The organism is uncultured Treponema sp. (assembly GCF_945873775.1).
In the GTDB taxonomy this organism is placed as follows: domain Bacteria; phylum Spirochaetota; class Spirochaetia; order Treponematales; family Treponemataceae; genus Treponema_D.
Window position 1 is genome coordinate 18,240 of record NZ_CAMCEC010000014.1, and the last position, 15,454, is coordinate 33,693.

General features: G+C 39.8%; 15 protein-coding genes and 1 tRNA gene. 7 read left to right on the plus strand and 9 right to left on the minus strand.

Translation table 11 applies throughout. From position 1 onward, the window contains the following. Positions 1-104: 104 nt before the first annotated feature. Entirely contained in the window at positions 105-1,010 is a 906-nt protein-coding gene (locus Q0N70_RS07930) for a hypothetical protein (protein WP_294015603.1), read from the minus strand. A 255-nt stretch (positions 1,011-1,265) separates the two neighbouring features. Between Q0N70_RS07930 and Q0N70_RS07935 the strand changes: the two genes are divergently transcribed. Beyond that, the gene (locus Q0N70_RS07935) at positions 1,266-1,535 is read left to right on the plus strand and encodes a type II toxin-antitoxin system Phd/YefM family antitoxin (RefSeq protein ID WP_294015605.1); all 270 of its coding nucleotides are present in this window, start codon (positions 1,266-1,268) and stop codon (positions 1,533-1,535) included. A 58-nt stretch (positions 1,536-1,593) separates the two neighbouring features. Next, positions 1,594-2,025, plus strand: coding sequence for a type II toxin-antitoxin system VapC family toxin (locus tag Q0N70_RS07940; protein WP_294015607.1), 432 nt, complete (start codon positions 1,594-1,596; stop codon positions 2,023-2,025). 468 nt (positions 2,026-2,493) lie between these two features. On the opposite strand, the gene Q0N70_RS07945 is transcribed toward Q0N70_RS07940, so the two are convergent. Next, entirely contained in the window at positions 2,494-3,342 is an 849-nt protein-coding gene (locus tag Q0N70_RS07945) for a formylglycine-generating enzyme family protein (protein ID WP_367268262.1), read from the minus strand. On the opposite strand from Q0N70_RS07945, the gene Q0N70_RS07950 reads away from it, so the two are divergent. After that, positions 3,233-3,553, plus strand: coding sequence for a hypothetical protein (locus Q0N70_RS07950; RefSeq protein ID WP_294015610.1), 321 nt, complete (start codon positions 3,233-3,235; stop codon positions 3,551-3,553). The genes Q0N70_RS07945 and Q0N70_RS07950 overlap by 110 nt on opposite strands. On the opposite strand, the gene Q0N70_RS07955 is transcribed toward Q0N70_RS07950, so the two are convergent. Beyond that, positions 3,516-3,734: a hypothetical protein gene (locus Q0N70_RS07955; RefSeq protein ID WP_294015612.1), complete on the minus strand. Its 219-nt coding sequence runs from the start codon at positions 3,732-3,734 to the stop codon at positions 3,516-3,518. The two genes, Q0N70_RS07950 and Q0N70_RS07955, sit on opposite strands and share 38 nt — an antisense overlap. Positions 3,735-4,092: 358 nt before the next feature. Then, positions 4,093-4,166, minus strand: a tRNA-Val gene (locus Q0N70_RS07960). Positions 4,167-4,260: 94 nt separating this feature from the next. Here Q0N70_RS07960 and Q0N70_RS07965 point away from each other — a divergent pair. Together Q0N70_RS07965 and Q0N70_RS07970 are read left to right on the plus strand one after the other, a co-directional pair. Next, positions 4,261-6,174 carry an ABC-F family ATP-binding cassette domain-containing protein gene (locus Q0N70_RS07965; protein WP_294015614.1) on the plus strand — a complete coding sequence of 638 codons (1,914 nt, stop codon included), beginning with the start codon at positions 4,261-4,263 and terminating at the stop codon, positions 6,172-6,174. Positions 6,175-6,357: 183 nt separating this feature from the next. Beyond that, the gene (locus Q0N70_RS07970; RefSeq protein WP_294015617.1) at positions 6,358-7,086 is read left to right on the plus strand and encodes an NAD-dependent protein deacylase; all 729 of its coding nucleotides are present in this window, start codon (positions 6,358-6,360) and stop codon (positions 7,084-7,086) included. Between the two features lies 1 nt (position 7,087). Here the strand turns inward: Q0N70_RS07970 and Q0N70_RS07975 are convergent, their stop codons facing one another. After that, positions 7,088-7,444 carry a hypothetical protein gene (locus Q0N70_RS07975; RefSeq protein WP_294015620.1) on the minus strand — a complete coding sequence of 119 codons (357 nt, stop codon included), beginning with the start codon at positions 7,442-7,444 and terminating at the stop codon, positions 7,088-7,090. A gap of 371 nt (positions 7,445-7,815) precedes the next feature. On the opposite strand from Q0N70_RS07975, the gene Q0N70_RS07980 reads away from it, so the two are divergent. Further along, a complete protein-coding gene (locus Q0N70_RS07980) occupies positions 7,816-8,370 on the plus strand; it encodes a dihydrofolate reductase (RefSeq protein ID WP_294015623.1) in 555 nt (184 codons plus the stop codon). Here Q0N70_RS07980 and Q0N70_RS07985 read toward each other — a convergent pair. Together Q0N70_RS07985 and ppdK are read right to left on the minus strand one after the other, a co-directional pair. Continuing rightward, positions 8,306-9,100 (minus strand): histidinol-phosphatase, encoded by a 795-nt coding sequence (locus Q0N70_RS07985; RefSeq protein WP_294015626.1) that lies wholly within the window; start codon positions 9,098-9,100, stop codon positions 8,306-8,308. The two genes, Q0N70_RS07980 and Q0N70_RS07985, sit on opposite strands and share 65 nt — an antisense overlap. Positions 9,101-9,208: 108 nt before the next feature. Beyond that, positions 9,209-12,094, minus strand: coding sequence for a pyruvate, phosphate dikinase (ppdK, locus tag Q0N70_RS07990; RefSeq protein ID WP_294015628.1), 2,886 nt, complete (start codon positions 12,092-12,094; stop codon positions 9,209-9,211). A 487-nt stretch (positions 12,095-12,581) separates the two neighbouring features. On the opposite strand from ppdK, the gene Q0N70_RS07995 reads away from it, so the two are divergent. Continuing rightward, on the plus strand, positions 12,582-13,010 hold the full coding sequence (locus Q0N70_RS07995; protein WP_294015630.1) for an Hsp20/alpha crystallin family protein: 429 nt from the start codon (positions 12,582-12,584) through the stop codon (positions 13,008-13,010). 391 nt (positions 13,011-13,401) lie between these two features. Here Q0N70_RS07995 and Q0N70_RS08000 read toward each other — a convergent pair whose 3' ends face one another. Together Q0N70_RS08000 and Q0N70_RS08005 are read right to left on the minus strand one after the other, a co-directional pair. Further along, the gene (locus Q0N70_RS08000; protein ID WP_294015632.1) at positions 13,402-14,616 is read right to left on the minus strand and encodes a hypothetical protein; all 1,215 of its coding nucleotides are present in this window, start codon (positions 14,614-14,616) and stop codon (positions 13,402-13,404) included. A 97-nt stretch (positions 14,617-14,713) separates the two neighbouring features. After that, positions 14,714-15,418: a 5'-methylthioadenosine/adenosylhomocysteine nucleosidase gene (locus Q0N70_RS08005; protein WP_294015634.1), complete on the minus strand. Its 705-nt coding sequence runs from the start codon at positions 15,416-15,418 to the stop codon at positions 14,714-14,716. Between the last annotated feature and the right edge of the window lie 36 nt (positions 15,419-15,454).

Here is a 15,454-nt window from a genome sequence, read left to right on the forward strand (position 1 = left end):
GTATTCTATGCGAAAATCGGGGATTGTCAAGGAGAAAATGTACAAAAACAAAAAACTATTTCTTAAAAATTCTTGTCTTTTGTTTTTGTACAAGTTCTTCTCCCTTATCTCAAACCAAAATAACAGAACGCGGCTACCCATAAGCTTATTTTTTCCAGCTGTTCTGAATCTGTAATTTCCTCGGATATTGTTTTGCCATCGGAAGAACGATATTCAACATTAACCTTTTTTGCGAAACAAAAATCTTCAATTGCCATGTTTTCTTCACCCCATAGGTTATATGAATAAGCATTGTATTCGCTGTTATAGGAAATTTCATTTTCAACAATTGTTTCTTCGCCTGTTTCTTTTGTAATGCTCAGCCTAAAAAATCCTGCGTTTTCATCGCCTGATTTGCAGTTTTTAATTATCAAATAATAATATCCTTCGTCTCCTTTTAGAAAAAAAGTTCCTGAACCGGACAAGTCAAAATCTGCAAGTTCCGGGTAATGAAAATGAAAAAAATCAGCCACAGAAAATGAGCTCATGGTTTCATCCTGAAAGTAAAAATCTATTTTATCTAACCGGTATTCATTTTTTCCTAAAAATGAGTCTGTCAAACTTACCTCATAACAATCTCCAGGAATCAAATCGAGCTTAACAAGCAAACTTGTATAATCAGGATTTCCTGTGCTGAAAAAAAATATTTCCGCCTGCGTGATTTTTTTTGCAGAAATATTGGCGAATTTCAAATATGGAGAAGAATACTTGCCTTTTTTTAAACAATAATTTGATGGATAAACTATTGCAGGAACGGTAACCCCGGAATATTTCTGCCAGGCATAATTCATGGCTTTGCCTATAAAATCAGGATAATTCAACATAAAATGATAGCTGCTGGAAATATAATATTTTGCAGTTGTTGACGCTTCTAAATCGCCAGATGAAACTTCAGCTTTATTTTTACTGCGGGCTATATTGCAGGAAGTCAATGATAAAAACAAAAGCAACAGCAAAATGAATTTTTTCATATTATTTAGGATAAAATAAAAATTTTTTAAAATCAATGGAAGCTATGTGCGAAACTTTATATCTCACCTCAAAAAAATGTTGGCTATAATTTTTAATGTTGACTATAAAGCAGGGCAATGTTATTATTTTACTTACAAACTGTCATTGCCAGAGCAGCTCCGTTGTGTTTCTAAAAAACTCGGTTAGCAAAATATTACTTTAGCTTTTCTGGTCAAGAGCAAAGATGACATTTCATTATATCTTAGGAGGAAACTATGTGTAAAACTTCAATTTATGACGCGCGGAACAATCTTTCAAATTTCGTAAAGATTGCAGAAAGCGGTGAACCAGTTGAACTTACAAGGTACGGCAAGCCAGTTGCGGTAATTATTAGCTATGAGGAATATGAAAAAGAATCGCCCAAAAATAAAACAAGCTGGCTTTCAGAATGGCGCGAAGAATACAAGGATGCTCTAAGCGATGAAGGAATTCCTCTCGGACCAAAAGTTTATGCTGACCCTAACAGAGTGATTTTCGAGGAATAAATAAGTACTGAAGATTTGTTTACAAGCAAATATAATAAGAATCACTTACGGAGGAAAAATGAAAAAAATATATCTTCTTGATACAAACATCGTGTCCGAATTCTCAAAGGAACGTCCAAACCAAAACGTGATTGATTTATATGAGGCAAGAAAAAATTTCTGTGCAATTTCCGCTGTAACCTGGCAGGAACTTATTTACGGAGTTGAGAAAATGCCAGAGGGAAAACGCAAAGAATCAATCGTAAACTTTACTGAAAATCTAAAAAACAACATCGAGATAATTCCCTACGACGATTTTGCAGCAGGAATATGCGGTCAGCTTTTAGGAAAATGCCCAAAAGAAGGAAAATCTCTTCCATATTATGACACACAGATTGCCGCAACCGCAATTGCAAACGGAATGGTTCTTGTAACGCACAATACAACAGATTTTGCAGAAGCCGCAGAACGCTCTTTTTTACATATGGAAGACTGGTTTTCTGTTAAATAAAAAAAAGAACTTGTCATTCCCGCACTTGATGCCGCGACGTTTGAGTAGCAAACTCGGTTTGGAATCTTTGACAACACAAAAGATTATCAACCGAGTTTCTTTCAGAAACACCGCAGGGGCAAGCCCAATAATGACAAAAAAGATGTTTTTTTAGACATACCCAATGAACTCTATTAAAAAGATTGAAAAAACTCGGCGAGAATTTTTTAAAACACGCCGTACTTTTTAAATTTCACGCCGAGAATTCAAGGAAAACACGGCGTGTTTTTTTATTTATGCCATTTACAACTAGAATTTTCTCTGTCATTTCCGCACTTGATGCTTCGACGTTTGCGTAGCAAACTCAGTTTAAAATCTTCGACAACACAAAGGATTATCAACCGAGTTTCTTCCAGAAACATCGCAGGGTCAAGCACGACAATGACAAAAAAGATGCTTTTTGAACATTCTCTGACAATAAATGAAGTTTTATTTTACAGTGCGGGCTATGCGGAAGCCATTATCTTCGTAAAGGAAAGTTGTCAATGTAGTTTCACCTTGATAAGAACGGTTAAAAATATTTGTAGACTCTTCTTCATAAAATCCCCCTCCTCTACGCACACATCCAGTTCCACTCGCAACAGGATCCGTCACTTCTCCTGTAGAAACAGTGTTTGATCTATCAGAACAAAACTCCCAGCAGTTTCCGCTCATATCATAAAGACCAATTCTGTTAGCATTTTTTAATCCAACTTCATGAGTTATCTTAGTACTTCTATTACCATCTTCATTATACCATGCAACACCTTCTATATTGTTACTGCCAGCATAAGTATAATTCCAGTCATCAGCATCTTGATTTCCTCCACGGGCAGCAAATTCCCATTCTGCTTCTGTAGGCAAGCGATAACCATTATTTTCTAATTTATATGAAATTTGCCAAGTTGGAGCAATGGTCTTAATATTAGTAAAGTCAATATTGTCATAGTCAATTTCACTGCCATCCGACTGAGTAATTATATAACATTTATCAAGCCCCATTTTTATGGAAAGTTTATTACAGAACAAAATCGCATGATACCAGTATATGCCTTCAACAGGACGCAGTTTTTGAATTTCTCCATCTGCAGGGGAATCCTTAAAATTGCTTGGATTTACTCCCATTACAGCTTCATAAAGTTCCTGAGTTACTTCATACTTTCCTATGCTGTAGGGGCTTAAAGTTACTGTGCGGCCGTCAATAAAAACACCTTCTGTTCCGCTTCCTGTAATTGTTGTGGCGGTATCAATTACTGTTGTGAGAGCTGTTTTTTCAAGCTTGGTTTTGTCTATGACAATGCTTCCGTCTTTTGCAACAAAGCAGTTGGAAATTATAAGGCTAAAAGAGCATTCCGTGGTTTTATCCGCTTCAACTTCTATCTTTTTGCTTCCAGACGCGATAAGCTCATCATTATCGGAATCCCATGCTTCCGCTTCAACGGTATATTCGCCGGCTTCAAGCTCCGTGAATTCTATTGAAGCCCCCCCGATGCCGCTTCTTTCTCTATAGTTTCATTTTCGCCAATTACACGCACAACAAACTTGTCGGCATTTTCCTTGCTGTAAACATAGCGTCCGCCAGGCAAGGCAACACGAATTGAGCCACCCTTTTCAGAGCCGCCGCTCACATTCATGCAGGACGCAGCCACAAATAAAAACGCAAATAAAGCCGGAACAATAAATTTCTTCATAAAAGACCTCCAGTCAAAATGTATATATTTAAAGATTGTCGGATCGAGTCCGACAATGACAAAGACACAGGACTGTCGAGTCAAGCCAGACAATGACAGTTTTACATTTTCATGCCATTATCAAGCTTGGATTTTTCTGTCATTCCCGCGCTTGACGCGGGAATCTCTGTTATAAACAACTTTTAAGTAATCTATTTTACATTATACTGAATAAATTTCAAAAAACAACTTTTTGGTAGAAAAATCGTCAGATTTTTCCAATCCCTGTGGCAATAAATGCTTATAAAAAAGCCTCCAGCGCAAACTGTTCAAACTGCACTGGAGGTTTCGTTTTTCTAATGGCGGCAAAACAAAAAAATGCGCGGCTTTGGAATCGAACCAAAGACCCCAAGCGTGTCATGCTTGTACTCTAACCAACTGAGCTAGTCGCGCAAAATATGCGCTTATAATAACAAAACTTTTCCCCAGCGTCTACCCATTTGCATTACAATTGAAACTTCAGTTTTTAACTGCTAAAATCTTGGGCATGAATCTTTTATCTGTGAATAACCTTGCAAAAATCGGGCGTGAAAAGCCTTTGTTTACAGGAGTAACGTTCGGATTAAACGAAGGAGACAAGGCGGCTCTTATAGGACGCAACGGAACTGGAAAATCAACTTTGCTGAACACAATTGCGGGTCTGCTTTCCCCGGACGAAGGAACTGTTGTTCTAAATAAAGAGGCCGGAGTTTCTTTTCTTGCCCAGAATCCTTTGTACAGCAAGGACGACACAATCAAAAGTCATATTTTTAAATTTCAAAGTCCCAAGCTCAAGACAATCCGTGAGTATGAAGAAGCCTGCGATGAGCTTCAAAAAACAAACTCGCAGCAAGCTCAGCAAAAGTTCAACACGCTGAATGAAAAAATGCAAAAAGACAATCTTTGGAATTACGAATCCCAAATAAAGTCCATTCTTACTATACTTGGAATAAACGATCTTAGCCGCAAAATGGGTGAACTTTCAGGCGGAATGATAAAAAAAGTCGCGCTTGCACAAGTTCTTGTTGAAGACACAAAGCTGCTTCTTTTGGATGAGCCTACAAACCATCTGGACATTTCTACAATATTGTGGCTTCAAAATTATCTTGCCGAAACAAAAAGATCAGTTCTTATGGTAACTCACGACCGCTACTTTTTGGACGCAGTTTGCAACAACATCTATGAGCTTGCACGCAACAAAATTAAGCTTTACACAGGCAACTATTCAACTTATCTTGAAAAAAAGCAGACAGAAGCACAAATTGAAGCAAACACAGAACGCCGCATTGAATCAGTTTTGCGATTTGAACGCGACTGGCTTATGAGAGGACCTTGCGCGCGCGGAACAAAGGCAAAGGCAAGAATTCAGCGGGACCAGGCTTTAATAAACCGCGAAAAATTTTCCGCAGACAAAGGCTTTACTTTTGAAGTTGAAGGCAGAAGGCTTGGCGGAAAAATTCTGGAGCTTCATAAAATCACAAAGAATTTTCAAAAAGGATTCGCTTCTTCTGGCAAAAGCGGCGTTGAAAATTCTTTTCCGGTTCTTAAAGACTTTAGCTACAATTTCAACAAGGGCGAAAAAATCGGAGTGTTCGGAGGCAACGGCTCTGGAAAAACTACGCTTTTAAATATAATCACGCAGAAAATTCAGCCAGATTCTGGAGAAGTTGTAAAAGGCGAAAACACTTCGATTGCGTACTACGAGCAGAATCCGCATTTTGAAAACACAGAGCTTACAGTTCTTGAGTACATAAAGGAAGCGGCGGACGTTATGAAAATGAATGACGGCACTGTTTTAAGCGCGCCTCTTTTCCTTGAGCAGTTCGGCTTTGAAGGAAAAATTCAGTATTCGCCAGTCGGAACTTTGAGCGGCGGAGAACGCAAGCGGCTTTATCTTGTGCGCCTTTTAATCAGCAATCCGAATTTTTTAATTTTGGACGAACCTACAAACGACTTTGATATTTTTACAATGAATATCCTTGAGCAGTTTTTGCTTTCGTTCAAGGGCTGCCTTTTAGTTGTAAGCCACGACCGCTATTTTATGGACAAAATCTGCGACACAATGTTTATAATGGAAAACGACGGAAGCGTTTCTGGCTTTGTTGGAAAATGCTCGGAATATCTTGAGCTTCAGCAGGAACAAAATGCGCAGCAAAAATCAGAATCCAAGCAGGAAGAAAAACAAGAAAAAGCACCTGTTCATCAGAAAAAAAACAAAATGTCGTTCAAGGAAAAAAAAGAATTCGAGCAGCTTGAGCAGCGCATATTTGAACTTGAAGACAAAAAGCCGGAGCTTGAAAAATTTATGGCTTGCCCTGACTACGAAAAATCATCAAAAGCCGGAAAGGAATATGCAGACCTAGAAAAAGAGCTTGAAGCAGCATACTCAAGATGGGAAGAACTTTCCGCGCTTGAAATGTAAATGGCGGATAGATTCAATTTCGAGTTTTAGTAAATTAGTAAAAATAATTGCTTAACTGTCATTCCCGTGCTAAGACACGGGAATCTTCTGTAATTTTTCAACAGATTATCGTGTCAAGCCCGATAATGACAATAAAATACAAAACTCTAAATTGAAACAAAAAAATTATGGAGGCGTTTTTTTATGGAAGAAAAAATTGAGCAGTTAAAACAGCTTGTAGAAAAATCCCAGAAAATTGTGTTTTTCGGAGGGGCTGGAGTCAGCACAGAAAGCGGCATTCCAGACTTTAGAAGCGTTGACGGGCTTTACAATCAAAAGTGGGCTTATTCACCTGAAACAATATTGAGCGCGACTTTCTTTCATTCAAATCCAAAGGAATTCTATAGGTTCTACCGGGAAAAACTTCTTGTAACTGGAATAAAGCCGAACATTACGCACTTTAAACTTGCGGAACTTGAAAAGCAGGGAAAACTTTTGGCAGTTGTAACGCAAAATATTGACGGACTTCATCAGGCGGCAGGAAGCAAAAAAGTTTTTGAGCTGCACGGAAGCGTTCTTAGAAACTACTGCACAAAATGCGGCGCGTTTTACGATGAAAAATATATTGCCTCGCATTCAGACCAAGACGGACTTCCCCTGTGTGAAAAATGCGGTTCTCTTATAAAGCCGGACGTTGTTCTGTACGAAGAATCGCTAAAGGATGAAGTTGTAAGCGGCGCAATAAAGGCAATAGGAAGCGCGGACCTTTTGATTATCGGGGGAACTTCACTCACTGTTTATCCGGCGGCAGGAATGATTCATTATTTCCGCGGAGAAAATATTGTGCTTATAAACCGCGACCCGACTCCAAGCGACGGAATCGCAAATCTTGTTCTGCACGAAAGCCTTGGAAATGTTTTTTCAAAATTGTAACTTACTTTAACGCCATTCTTTGCGCCAGAACTGTCTTTAGGGAAGCAAGCGTTTCTTTTACTGCGGACTCATTGCTTCCTGAAAGAACTGAATCGCAGGCGGAACTTACGGCTGTAATGTTTCCAAGAATGTCCTGCTCAAGCTTTGCAGAAAAAATTTCAGGAGAGCCGGCAATCTTTTTTGCTTCCTCGGCAAGTTCTGTTATCTGTTTTTTTTCTTCATCAAACTGGCTATTTAAATTTTGCGATTTCTGCACAAGAAGATTCATTGATAAATTTATTCTGTCCAGCAAACCGGAGTTTTCATTCTTCTTTCCAGACTTCTGAAAAAGCCTCTTCATAAAATCTGTAATTTTCATAGTTAAACATTATCTCTGATTTGCAAAAATATGGCAATACAAACCTTGCGCTCAAAAAGTCTTGACCTTGCAATTCCATGAACTATAAACTAAGGCAAAAGATCAAATGTTGAGTTTTGATAAAAACAGTCATTCCTGTGCCCCGACACAGGAATCTGTTGTAAAATTTCAATAGATGGGATGTTCCATAAGTATCTTTTATGACATTTTCGGGCTTGCCCCTGTGATGTTTGCGCAGCAAACTCGGTTAGAAATCTAAATGCATATATTACAATCATTTAGAGATTGTCGTATCAAGTACGACAATGACATTTAGAACTTATTGGACATCCCCATGACATCAAATTTAAGGCAAAAGGTCTGATAAAAAAATGAATGCAATTTACGCCGCCGGGCTTAACGGAGAATTCGCGCTAGAAGACGGAACTCTTCCTTGGAAAAAAAACTCTTCGCTTCAAAAAGAATGCAAAGAAGACATGGATTTTTTTAAACAAATGACCACAAAAAAAGCCGTCATAATGGGATTCAATACATTTAAGACTCTGCCTTTTCCGCTTAAAAACAGGCTGAACATTGTAATAAAAAGAAACGCCGCCACGCAAAAAATAGAACGCACAGACAATGAATTTTTCTTTTTTTCTTCTATAAAAAAGGCTTTAAATGCGCTTAATTTTCTTTGCCCAGACGATATTTTTTTAATAGGCGGAAAAAAACTTTTTGCAGAAGCATTCAGCAATAATCTTGTGGACGGCATTGTTTACGAAACAATTTTTTGCAAGAACTTTCCAGACGCCAAAGTTTTTATAAAACGTCCAGAAAATTTCACTCTGATAGATTCAAGGAAAAGCGGAATTCTTGTTTTTAATCAGTACAGAAATCTGGAAGCTCCAAAGGCTCAATTCCAAAACGGCTTGCAAAATCCCTAGCCTTCCATGCGTTCATGATAACATCCTGAGGATTGTGCGCATCGGAATTGCAAATTACGCGGACATTTGTAAGGGAAGCCATTTCCCAGAATTCTACAAACGGGTAAGGATAACGCATTCCACGCTTTGTATGATTCGGAGTTCTTGTTATTCCAAGTCCGTTTATTTCAATAGGCAAGTCCAAATCAGAAGCCGCATCCAAAATCGCCTGGCTGCAAGCCTTTGACTGGTCGTCCCATTCTTTGTAGCCTGCCATAAACAAATCCGGGTGGGCAAGAAATGCAAAATGCCCGCTCCTCATTCCTTCTATTGTCTGGTCAATATATTTATTTAAAAGCGAAGGGCTTTCAACATCAGGAATGTAAATATGGCTTGAACCGTCTGTAACCCAGTGCGAGCCAAGAACTAGATAGTCCGCGCCAAAGTTAGCCTTAAGCTCATCATACCAGTCAGCGTAAGATTCTTCCCATTCGCATTCATATCCTTGATAAATAGGAAACGCCGCAGCTTCCTTTGCCTCTTCAATCCATTCGCTGTATTCAGAAGCCTCTTTTGTTGTCATTCTTATTTCCGGCCAGTAGTCAAAAAAATCTTCCGGATACGGGCAATGATCAGAAAATCCCAAAGCAGTGCAGCCTTCCAACATAGCCTGATTAACATAATCAACCGGCTGTCCTTTTGCATGATGGCAAAGCTCTGTATGCGTATGAAAGTTAGAAATTGATTTCATATATGTTTGATTTTAGTAAAAAAGAAGACTTATGTTAAGGGCATAAAAAAATCCCCTCCAGTTTCCTAGAGGGGAAGTTAGCATTTAGCCGCTAAACATCAATGAAAATTATTTCTTTGTTGTTTTTTTAGCAGGAGCTTTTTTTGCTGGTGCTTTTGCAGCTGGCTTCTTTGCTGTTGACTTTTTAGCAGGAGCTTTTTTTGCTGGTGCTTTTGCAGCTGGTTTCTTTGCTGTTGAAGTCTTTTTTTCTGCTACTGCTTTCTTTGCAGCTGGCTTTTTTGCTGGTGCTTTTGCAGCTTTTGCAGCGGCAAGAGCTTTAATAACAGCCTGTGCTCCGGCAAGGCGTGCAGCTGGTACACGGAATGGTGAGCAAGAAACGTAGTTAAGACCAAGCTTGTAGCAAAGAGCGATTGAATCTGGGTCTCCACCATGTTCTCCACAGATTCCAAGGTGAAGGTCAGATTTTACTGAACGTCCCTTAGATTCTGCAATTTCCATAAGAGCGCCTGGTCCATCTGGGTCAAGAGTCTTGAATGGATCTTTTTCGAGAATCTTCTGGTCAAGGTAAGAATCAATGAACTTGCCATAGTCATCGCGGCTGAAGCCGAATGTTGTCTGTGTAAGGTCATTTGTACCGAATGAGAAGAAGTCAGCGTACTGAGCAATCTGGTCTGCTGTGCAAGCTGCGCGTGGGAATTCAATCATAGAACCAATCTGGAACTTGAGGTTTGTTCCCTTTGCTTCGTTTACTTTTGCAATTACAGCTTCTGCCTGTGCGCGGATCTGCTTGAGTTCGTTTACAGAAGTTACGTTAGGAATCATAATGCGAACATCATGTGCAATTCCGTCCTTTTCTGCGTGTGCAGTCGCCAAAGCGATTGCTTCAACCTGCATTTCGTAGATTTCAGGATATGTGATTGCAAGACGGCATCCGCGGTGTCCAAGCATAGGGTTGTGCTCGTTGAGGTCAGCGAACTTTGCCTTGATTGTTGCAACAGAAACTCCAAGCTTAGAAGCAAGAGCCTGAGCTTCAACATCTGTAGCAGCCTGAATGAACTCGTTAAGAGGCGGGTCAAGAAGACGGATTGTAACAGCGCGTCCGCCCATTGTCTTGATGATTCCGTAGAAATCTTTTTCCTGAAGTGGAAGAATCTTTGCAAGGTTTTCTTTGCGAGCTTCTGTGTTTTCAGAAATAATCATTTTCTGGAATGAAGAAAGTTTTGGTTCTTCAAAGAACATGTGCTCTGTGCGGCAAAGACCAATACCGTTTGCGCCAAACTTGAATGCCTGTGGAGCTTCGTTCTGCTCTGCGTTTGCAAGAACATCGAATCCCTTTACAGTTTTTCCAGAAGCTGTCTTGCGTACAGACTTTGCGCGGATTTCATCAGCCCAGCCAAGGAATGTTTCAAGGTCGCCAGAAACTTTTGCTTCTTCTACAGGGATAAGACCTGCGTAAACTTTACCAGTTGAACCGTCAATAGAAATATTGTCGCCCTTCTTGAAAGTCTTGTCGCCAATCTTTACTGTTTCTTTGTCTACAAATACAACTGCCGCGCATCCGCAAACACAAGGAGTTCCCATACCACGGGCAACAACAGCAGCATGTGATGTGCGTCCGCCTGTAGATGTCAAGATTCCTTCTGCAACGTACATACCTGCAATATCATCAGGAGATGTCTCTTTGCGAACGAGCATTACTTTCTTTCCAGCCTTGTTCCATTCAACAGCTTCATCTGCTGTGAATACAATCTGTCCAGCTCCGGCTCCAGGAGATGCGTTAAGAGCTTCTGCGATTGGTGCTGCGGCTTTAAGAGCTTTTGGCTCAAACTGCGGGTGAAGAAGCTGGTCAAGCTGATCTGGCTTTACGCGGAGAAGAGCCTGCTCTTTTGTGATGAGTTTTTCTGCAACCATGTCAACTGCCATCTTAACAGCTGCCGGTCCTGTGCGTTTTCCGTTGCGGCACTGGAGCATATAGAGTGTTCCTTCCTGAACTGTGAACTCCATATCCTGCATATCGTGATAGTGCTTTTCAAGGCGAGCGCGGATTTTGCAAAGCTGATCGTAAATCTTTGGATTTGTTTCAGCAAGTTGAGAAAGGTGCTGAGGTGTGCGGATTCCAGCAACAACGTCTTCACCCTGTGCGTTCATAAGGTATTCACCCATGAATTCATTAACACCAGTAGAAGGATCACGGCTGAAGCAAACACCAGTTCCTGATGTGTCGCCCATGTTTCCGAATACCATTGCCATAACAGTTACGGCTGTGCCTTTGATAACTCTTTCATCAATGTTGTTGAGCTTGCGGTATGTGATAGCACGAGGATTCATCCAAGAACCGAATACAGCTCCGATTGCTCCCCACATCTGTTTGTGTGGATCCTGAGGGAAGTCTTCGCCCTTTTCTTTCTTGTACATTGCCTTGTACTTAGAAACAATTTCTTGAAGTTCTTCTGTAGTAAGATCTGTATCCTGTGTGATTCCGCGGTGAGACTTAACTTCGTCGATGATTTCTTCGAACTTGTCGTGATCTACACCCATTGCAACGTTGCCGTACATCTGAATAAAGCGGCGATATGCATCCCATGCAAAGCGTGGGTTCTGTGTTTTGTTTGCAAGACCAAGAACTGAATTGTCGTTAAGACCGAGGTTGAGGATTGTGTCCATCATACCAGGCATAGATTCTGCAGCGCCTGAGCGAACTGAAACAAGAAGCGGATCTTTTGCATCGCCGAGCTTTTTGCCCATTGACTTTTCAAGCTTTGCAAGATACTTAGCAACTTCTGCATCAAGTCCTGCCGGATACTTTTTGCCTAATTTGTAGTATTCCTGACAAACATCAATTGAAATTGTGAATCCAGATGGAACAGGAAGGCTCAAAGGTTTCTTTGCCATCTGAGCAAGGTTTGCGCCTTTTCCACCGAGGATTGGACGCATTGATTCATCGCCTTCTGCGTCGCCATCACCAAAGTAATAAACATATTTGGTCTTAGCCATTATGTCCTCCATATATATATGTGAAGAAAATTATAATGGTAATTTCTTGTATCGTCAACAAATGTTTTCAATATCAACAAGAATTGCAAATTAAAATTTGAATTTTTTGAAAAGAAATTCCTTAAAGCAAATCGCAGAAATGGCAATTTTTCAAACACACAAAAAATCCCCATGTCTTTCCAATCCGTGTGGCAATTCCACATCATTAATGTGAGCCAAAATTTCCCAATTATTACCAAATTGATTTGGCCTTCTGTGTCAAAAAAATTCAAATAAAAAGTCAAATTCAACGGCAATAGCACAAATTTTCAAGCAAATATAAAACCAAACGCAAATATTCAGCCTAAAACAAGCAAAAAAGGCATTTCTACAAAAAATTACTGACTTTTCTTACTTGGCACGTATTCTGCTATATATCTAGTGTACAGCTGAAAGGCAGTACGAAAAAAAATTAAAACAATGCTGTAAAACCAGCGAGGAGATTTATATGAACGAACTTTCACTTTTAGATTCACTTTTTGGAAATGACGGATTTGCATTGCCGACCTACCGCGAAGCAGCTTTTGCCCCGAAAGTAGATGTTGTGCAGAAAAAAGACAGCTATGTGCTTTCTATGGATTTGCCTGGAAAAACTGAAAAAGATGTAGACATAACGCTTAAAAACGATGTTCTTACAATTTCTTCTGTTGAAAACGCAAAGTCTGATTCAGGCGAAAAGAAAGAAAAAGTTGACGATGTTTACTACATTTTGCGTGAGCGCACAACAAGGCACAGCCAGTTCAAGCGTTCATTTACTTTGCCAAAGGACATTGATTCCAACAAAGTGAACGCAACATTCAAAAACGGCATTCTTTCTATTGAAATCGGACGCAAGGAAGATTCCACAGAAAAGAAAATTGCCATCAAAAGCGAGTAAAAAAAAATTAAAAAATTTTTTTAAAAACTGTTGACAAAGAAATTGGAATGATGTATATTCTAATCAGCTTATAAAGCTGATAAAACTCTCTCCTTTAGTTCACGAAAGTGAACGGCAGAACCCCGGGCAACCGGGGTTCTGTTCATTTAAATGCAATAATTTAATGTAACTATATGCCATTGCCATGCTTAACACTTCAATCTGTTGCAAGAGATTCCCCGATCAAGTCGGGGAATGACAAAATACCCTTAATTTTCGAGTTTTTTAATTTCATGTCATTTTTGGTCTTGATTCGAAAATCTAACTGTATATATTGCAATAATTTAGAGATTGCTAACCGAGTTTCTTTCAAAAACATCGCAGCGTCAAGTACGGCAATGATATTTTGAACTTACATCGACATTCCTATAGAAAAGCCTGTTCTGAATTCTTTTTCTGTAATATTGTAAATAACTTCAACGGAACAAGCCGGAAACGCAACTTTTGAAAGATACATTTTCATTCCGCCGCCAGCCCCCTGATTAAAAACCCAAGTCCTGTCAAAGTCTTTTGCGCGCGCTGTCTGATAAACTGCATAAACAGAAAAAAGCCCTATTTTTGTCTTAAGCGCAGCATATTCAAGCCCAAGAGAAAGCCCCGCCATTGAATCAGAAGAAAATTCACTAGGAAAAAGGCTCACAGAAGCTGAATGTCCGCCCCTGTAAAAAACAATCGGAGCGTCAAATTCATAAAAGCAAGCCGCAGACTGCACAATTCTAAGTTTTTCAAGAACAGGCTGCTGAATTTTTATTCTAAGCTCAAATCCGTTAAAAACATCCCGGCAAGGCGTAACGTCAACAAATGCTTTTGCAACTGCGGATTTTTCGGACATAAAAGTTCCGTTCCAATCAGCGGCTTTAAAATCTATTGCGGCAGAAGATTCCCAGACTTTTTCAGATTCAATTTCGCCTTTGATTTCGTCCGAGCCGTCAACTTTTATAATTCCAAATCCTGTGCTAAGTTCTGCAGAAAAGCAGTCAAAGAATTTCTTGGAAACGCCAAGGCTTCCGCGGAAAGAAAGAGAGCCAAAATCGTAAACTGAATCATCTTCCGTTGTAACAAGTTCCGTGTCTGATTTTGAAATTCCTGTGTAAATTGAAAATCCAAGCGACGAGCCTTTTGGAGGACGTGAAAAAATTGTCATTCCGGAAATGTTGTCCCGCGAAAAAATTCCGCCAAGCATAAAAAAATCTTTCAAGCCCATAGCATTTGAATCAATAAGAAACGCGCCCGCAGAAAAAAGTCCGTCGTTAACGGCGACAATGGGCAGCGGCAAAATGGACATTTTTTCTTCAAGTGAAATTTTCACGCAGCTTTCATTTTCGGTTATAGGCTCGCATTCAATGGAAATGTTTGTAAAAAGATTGTCTGCCTGAAGCGAATTTTCTATGTTATGCAAAGTTTCCGCAGAAGCTTCTTTTCCAATGAACTTTTTTAAATCGCGTTGAGCGGCAAATTCCTTTGTGCGCTTTAAGCCTTGAATTTCAAATTTTGTGATTACAGGCTCCGCGTTCAAAAAAACTGCGAAAACAACAAAAAGCGCGACGGCAGAAAATGACTTTTTCATTGAAAGCATCTCCATTTATTGTAAATAACTAAAGTTATATTTTTACAACAAATGGGAAGATTTAGCAATATAATGCAAGAAAAAGAATTAAATGCAGTTAAAATCTATCAAGCATGGACAAAACAAGAGAGCCGCTCAATGAAGCCGCTTCATTTTCGTTAAAGCTGTAAGTTGATTCTCCGTCATCGTCCGCCATGTCGCTCATGCAACGGATAATTACAAACGGAATTTCATTTATCCAGCAAGCGTGCGCAACAGCAGCCCCTTCCATTTCAACACAAGCTGGAGAACAAGTTTCCTGAATTGCAGATTTTTTTTCCTTGTCGCTTACAAACTGATCTCCTGTAGCAATCCGCCCAAACACAAGTTTATGTTCCGCAGGAAATTCTTTAAATGCAGCCCTCGCCGCTTCAAGCATTTTGCTGTCCGCCGGAAAGTCGCTGCACTTCATCTGCGGAATTTCAGTTTTTTTGTAGCCGAATCCTGTTGCGTCCATGTCATGATAAACCGCATCTGTGGAAGCAACAAAATCAAGCACTTTGAGTCCAGAAGCCATTGCGCCGGCAATTCCTGTGTTAATTATATGAGTGCATCCAAACTGAAGAATCAGCCTCTGCGCGCACAATGCAGCATTTACTTTTCCAACTCCGGACTGAACCAGGACTACAGAAACGCCGTTTATTTTTCCTTCAGTAAAAGCCATACCGCCAGCCTTAGTTACCGCCGGATTTTCTTCCAGTTTAGACTTTAAAAGCTCCAGTTCAACGCTCATTGCGCCGATTATTCCGACCTTTTTTGACATAAAATGTTACTCCTTGCGAAATACCGCATTATTTAT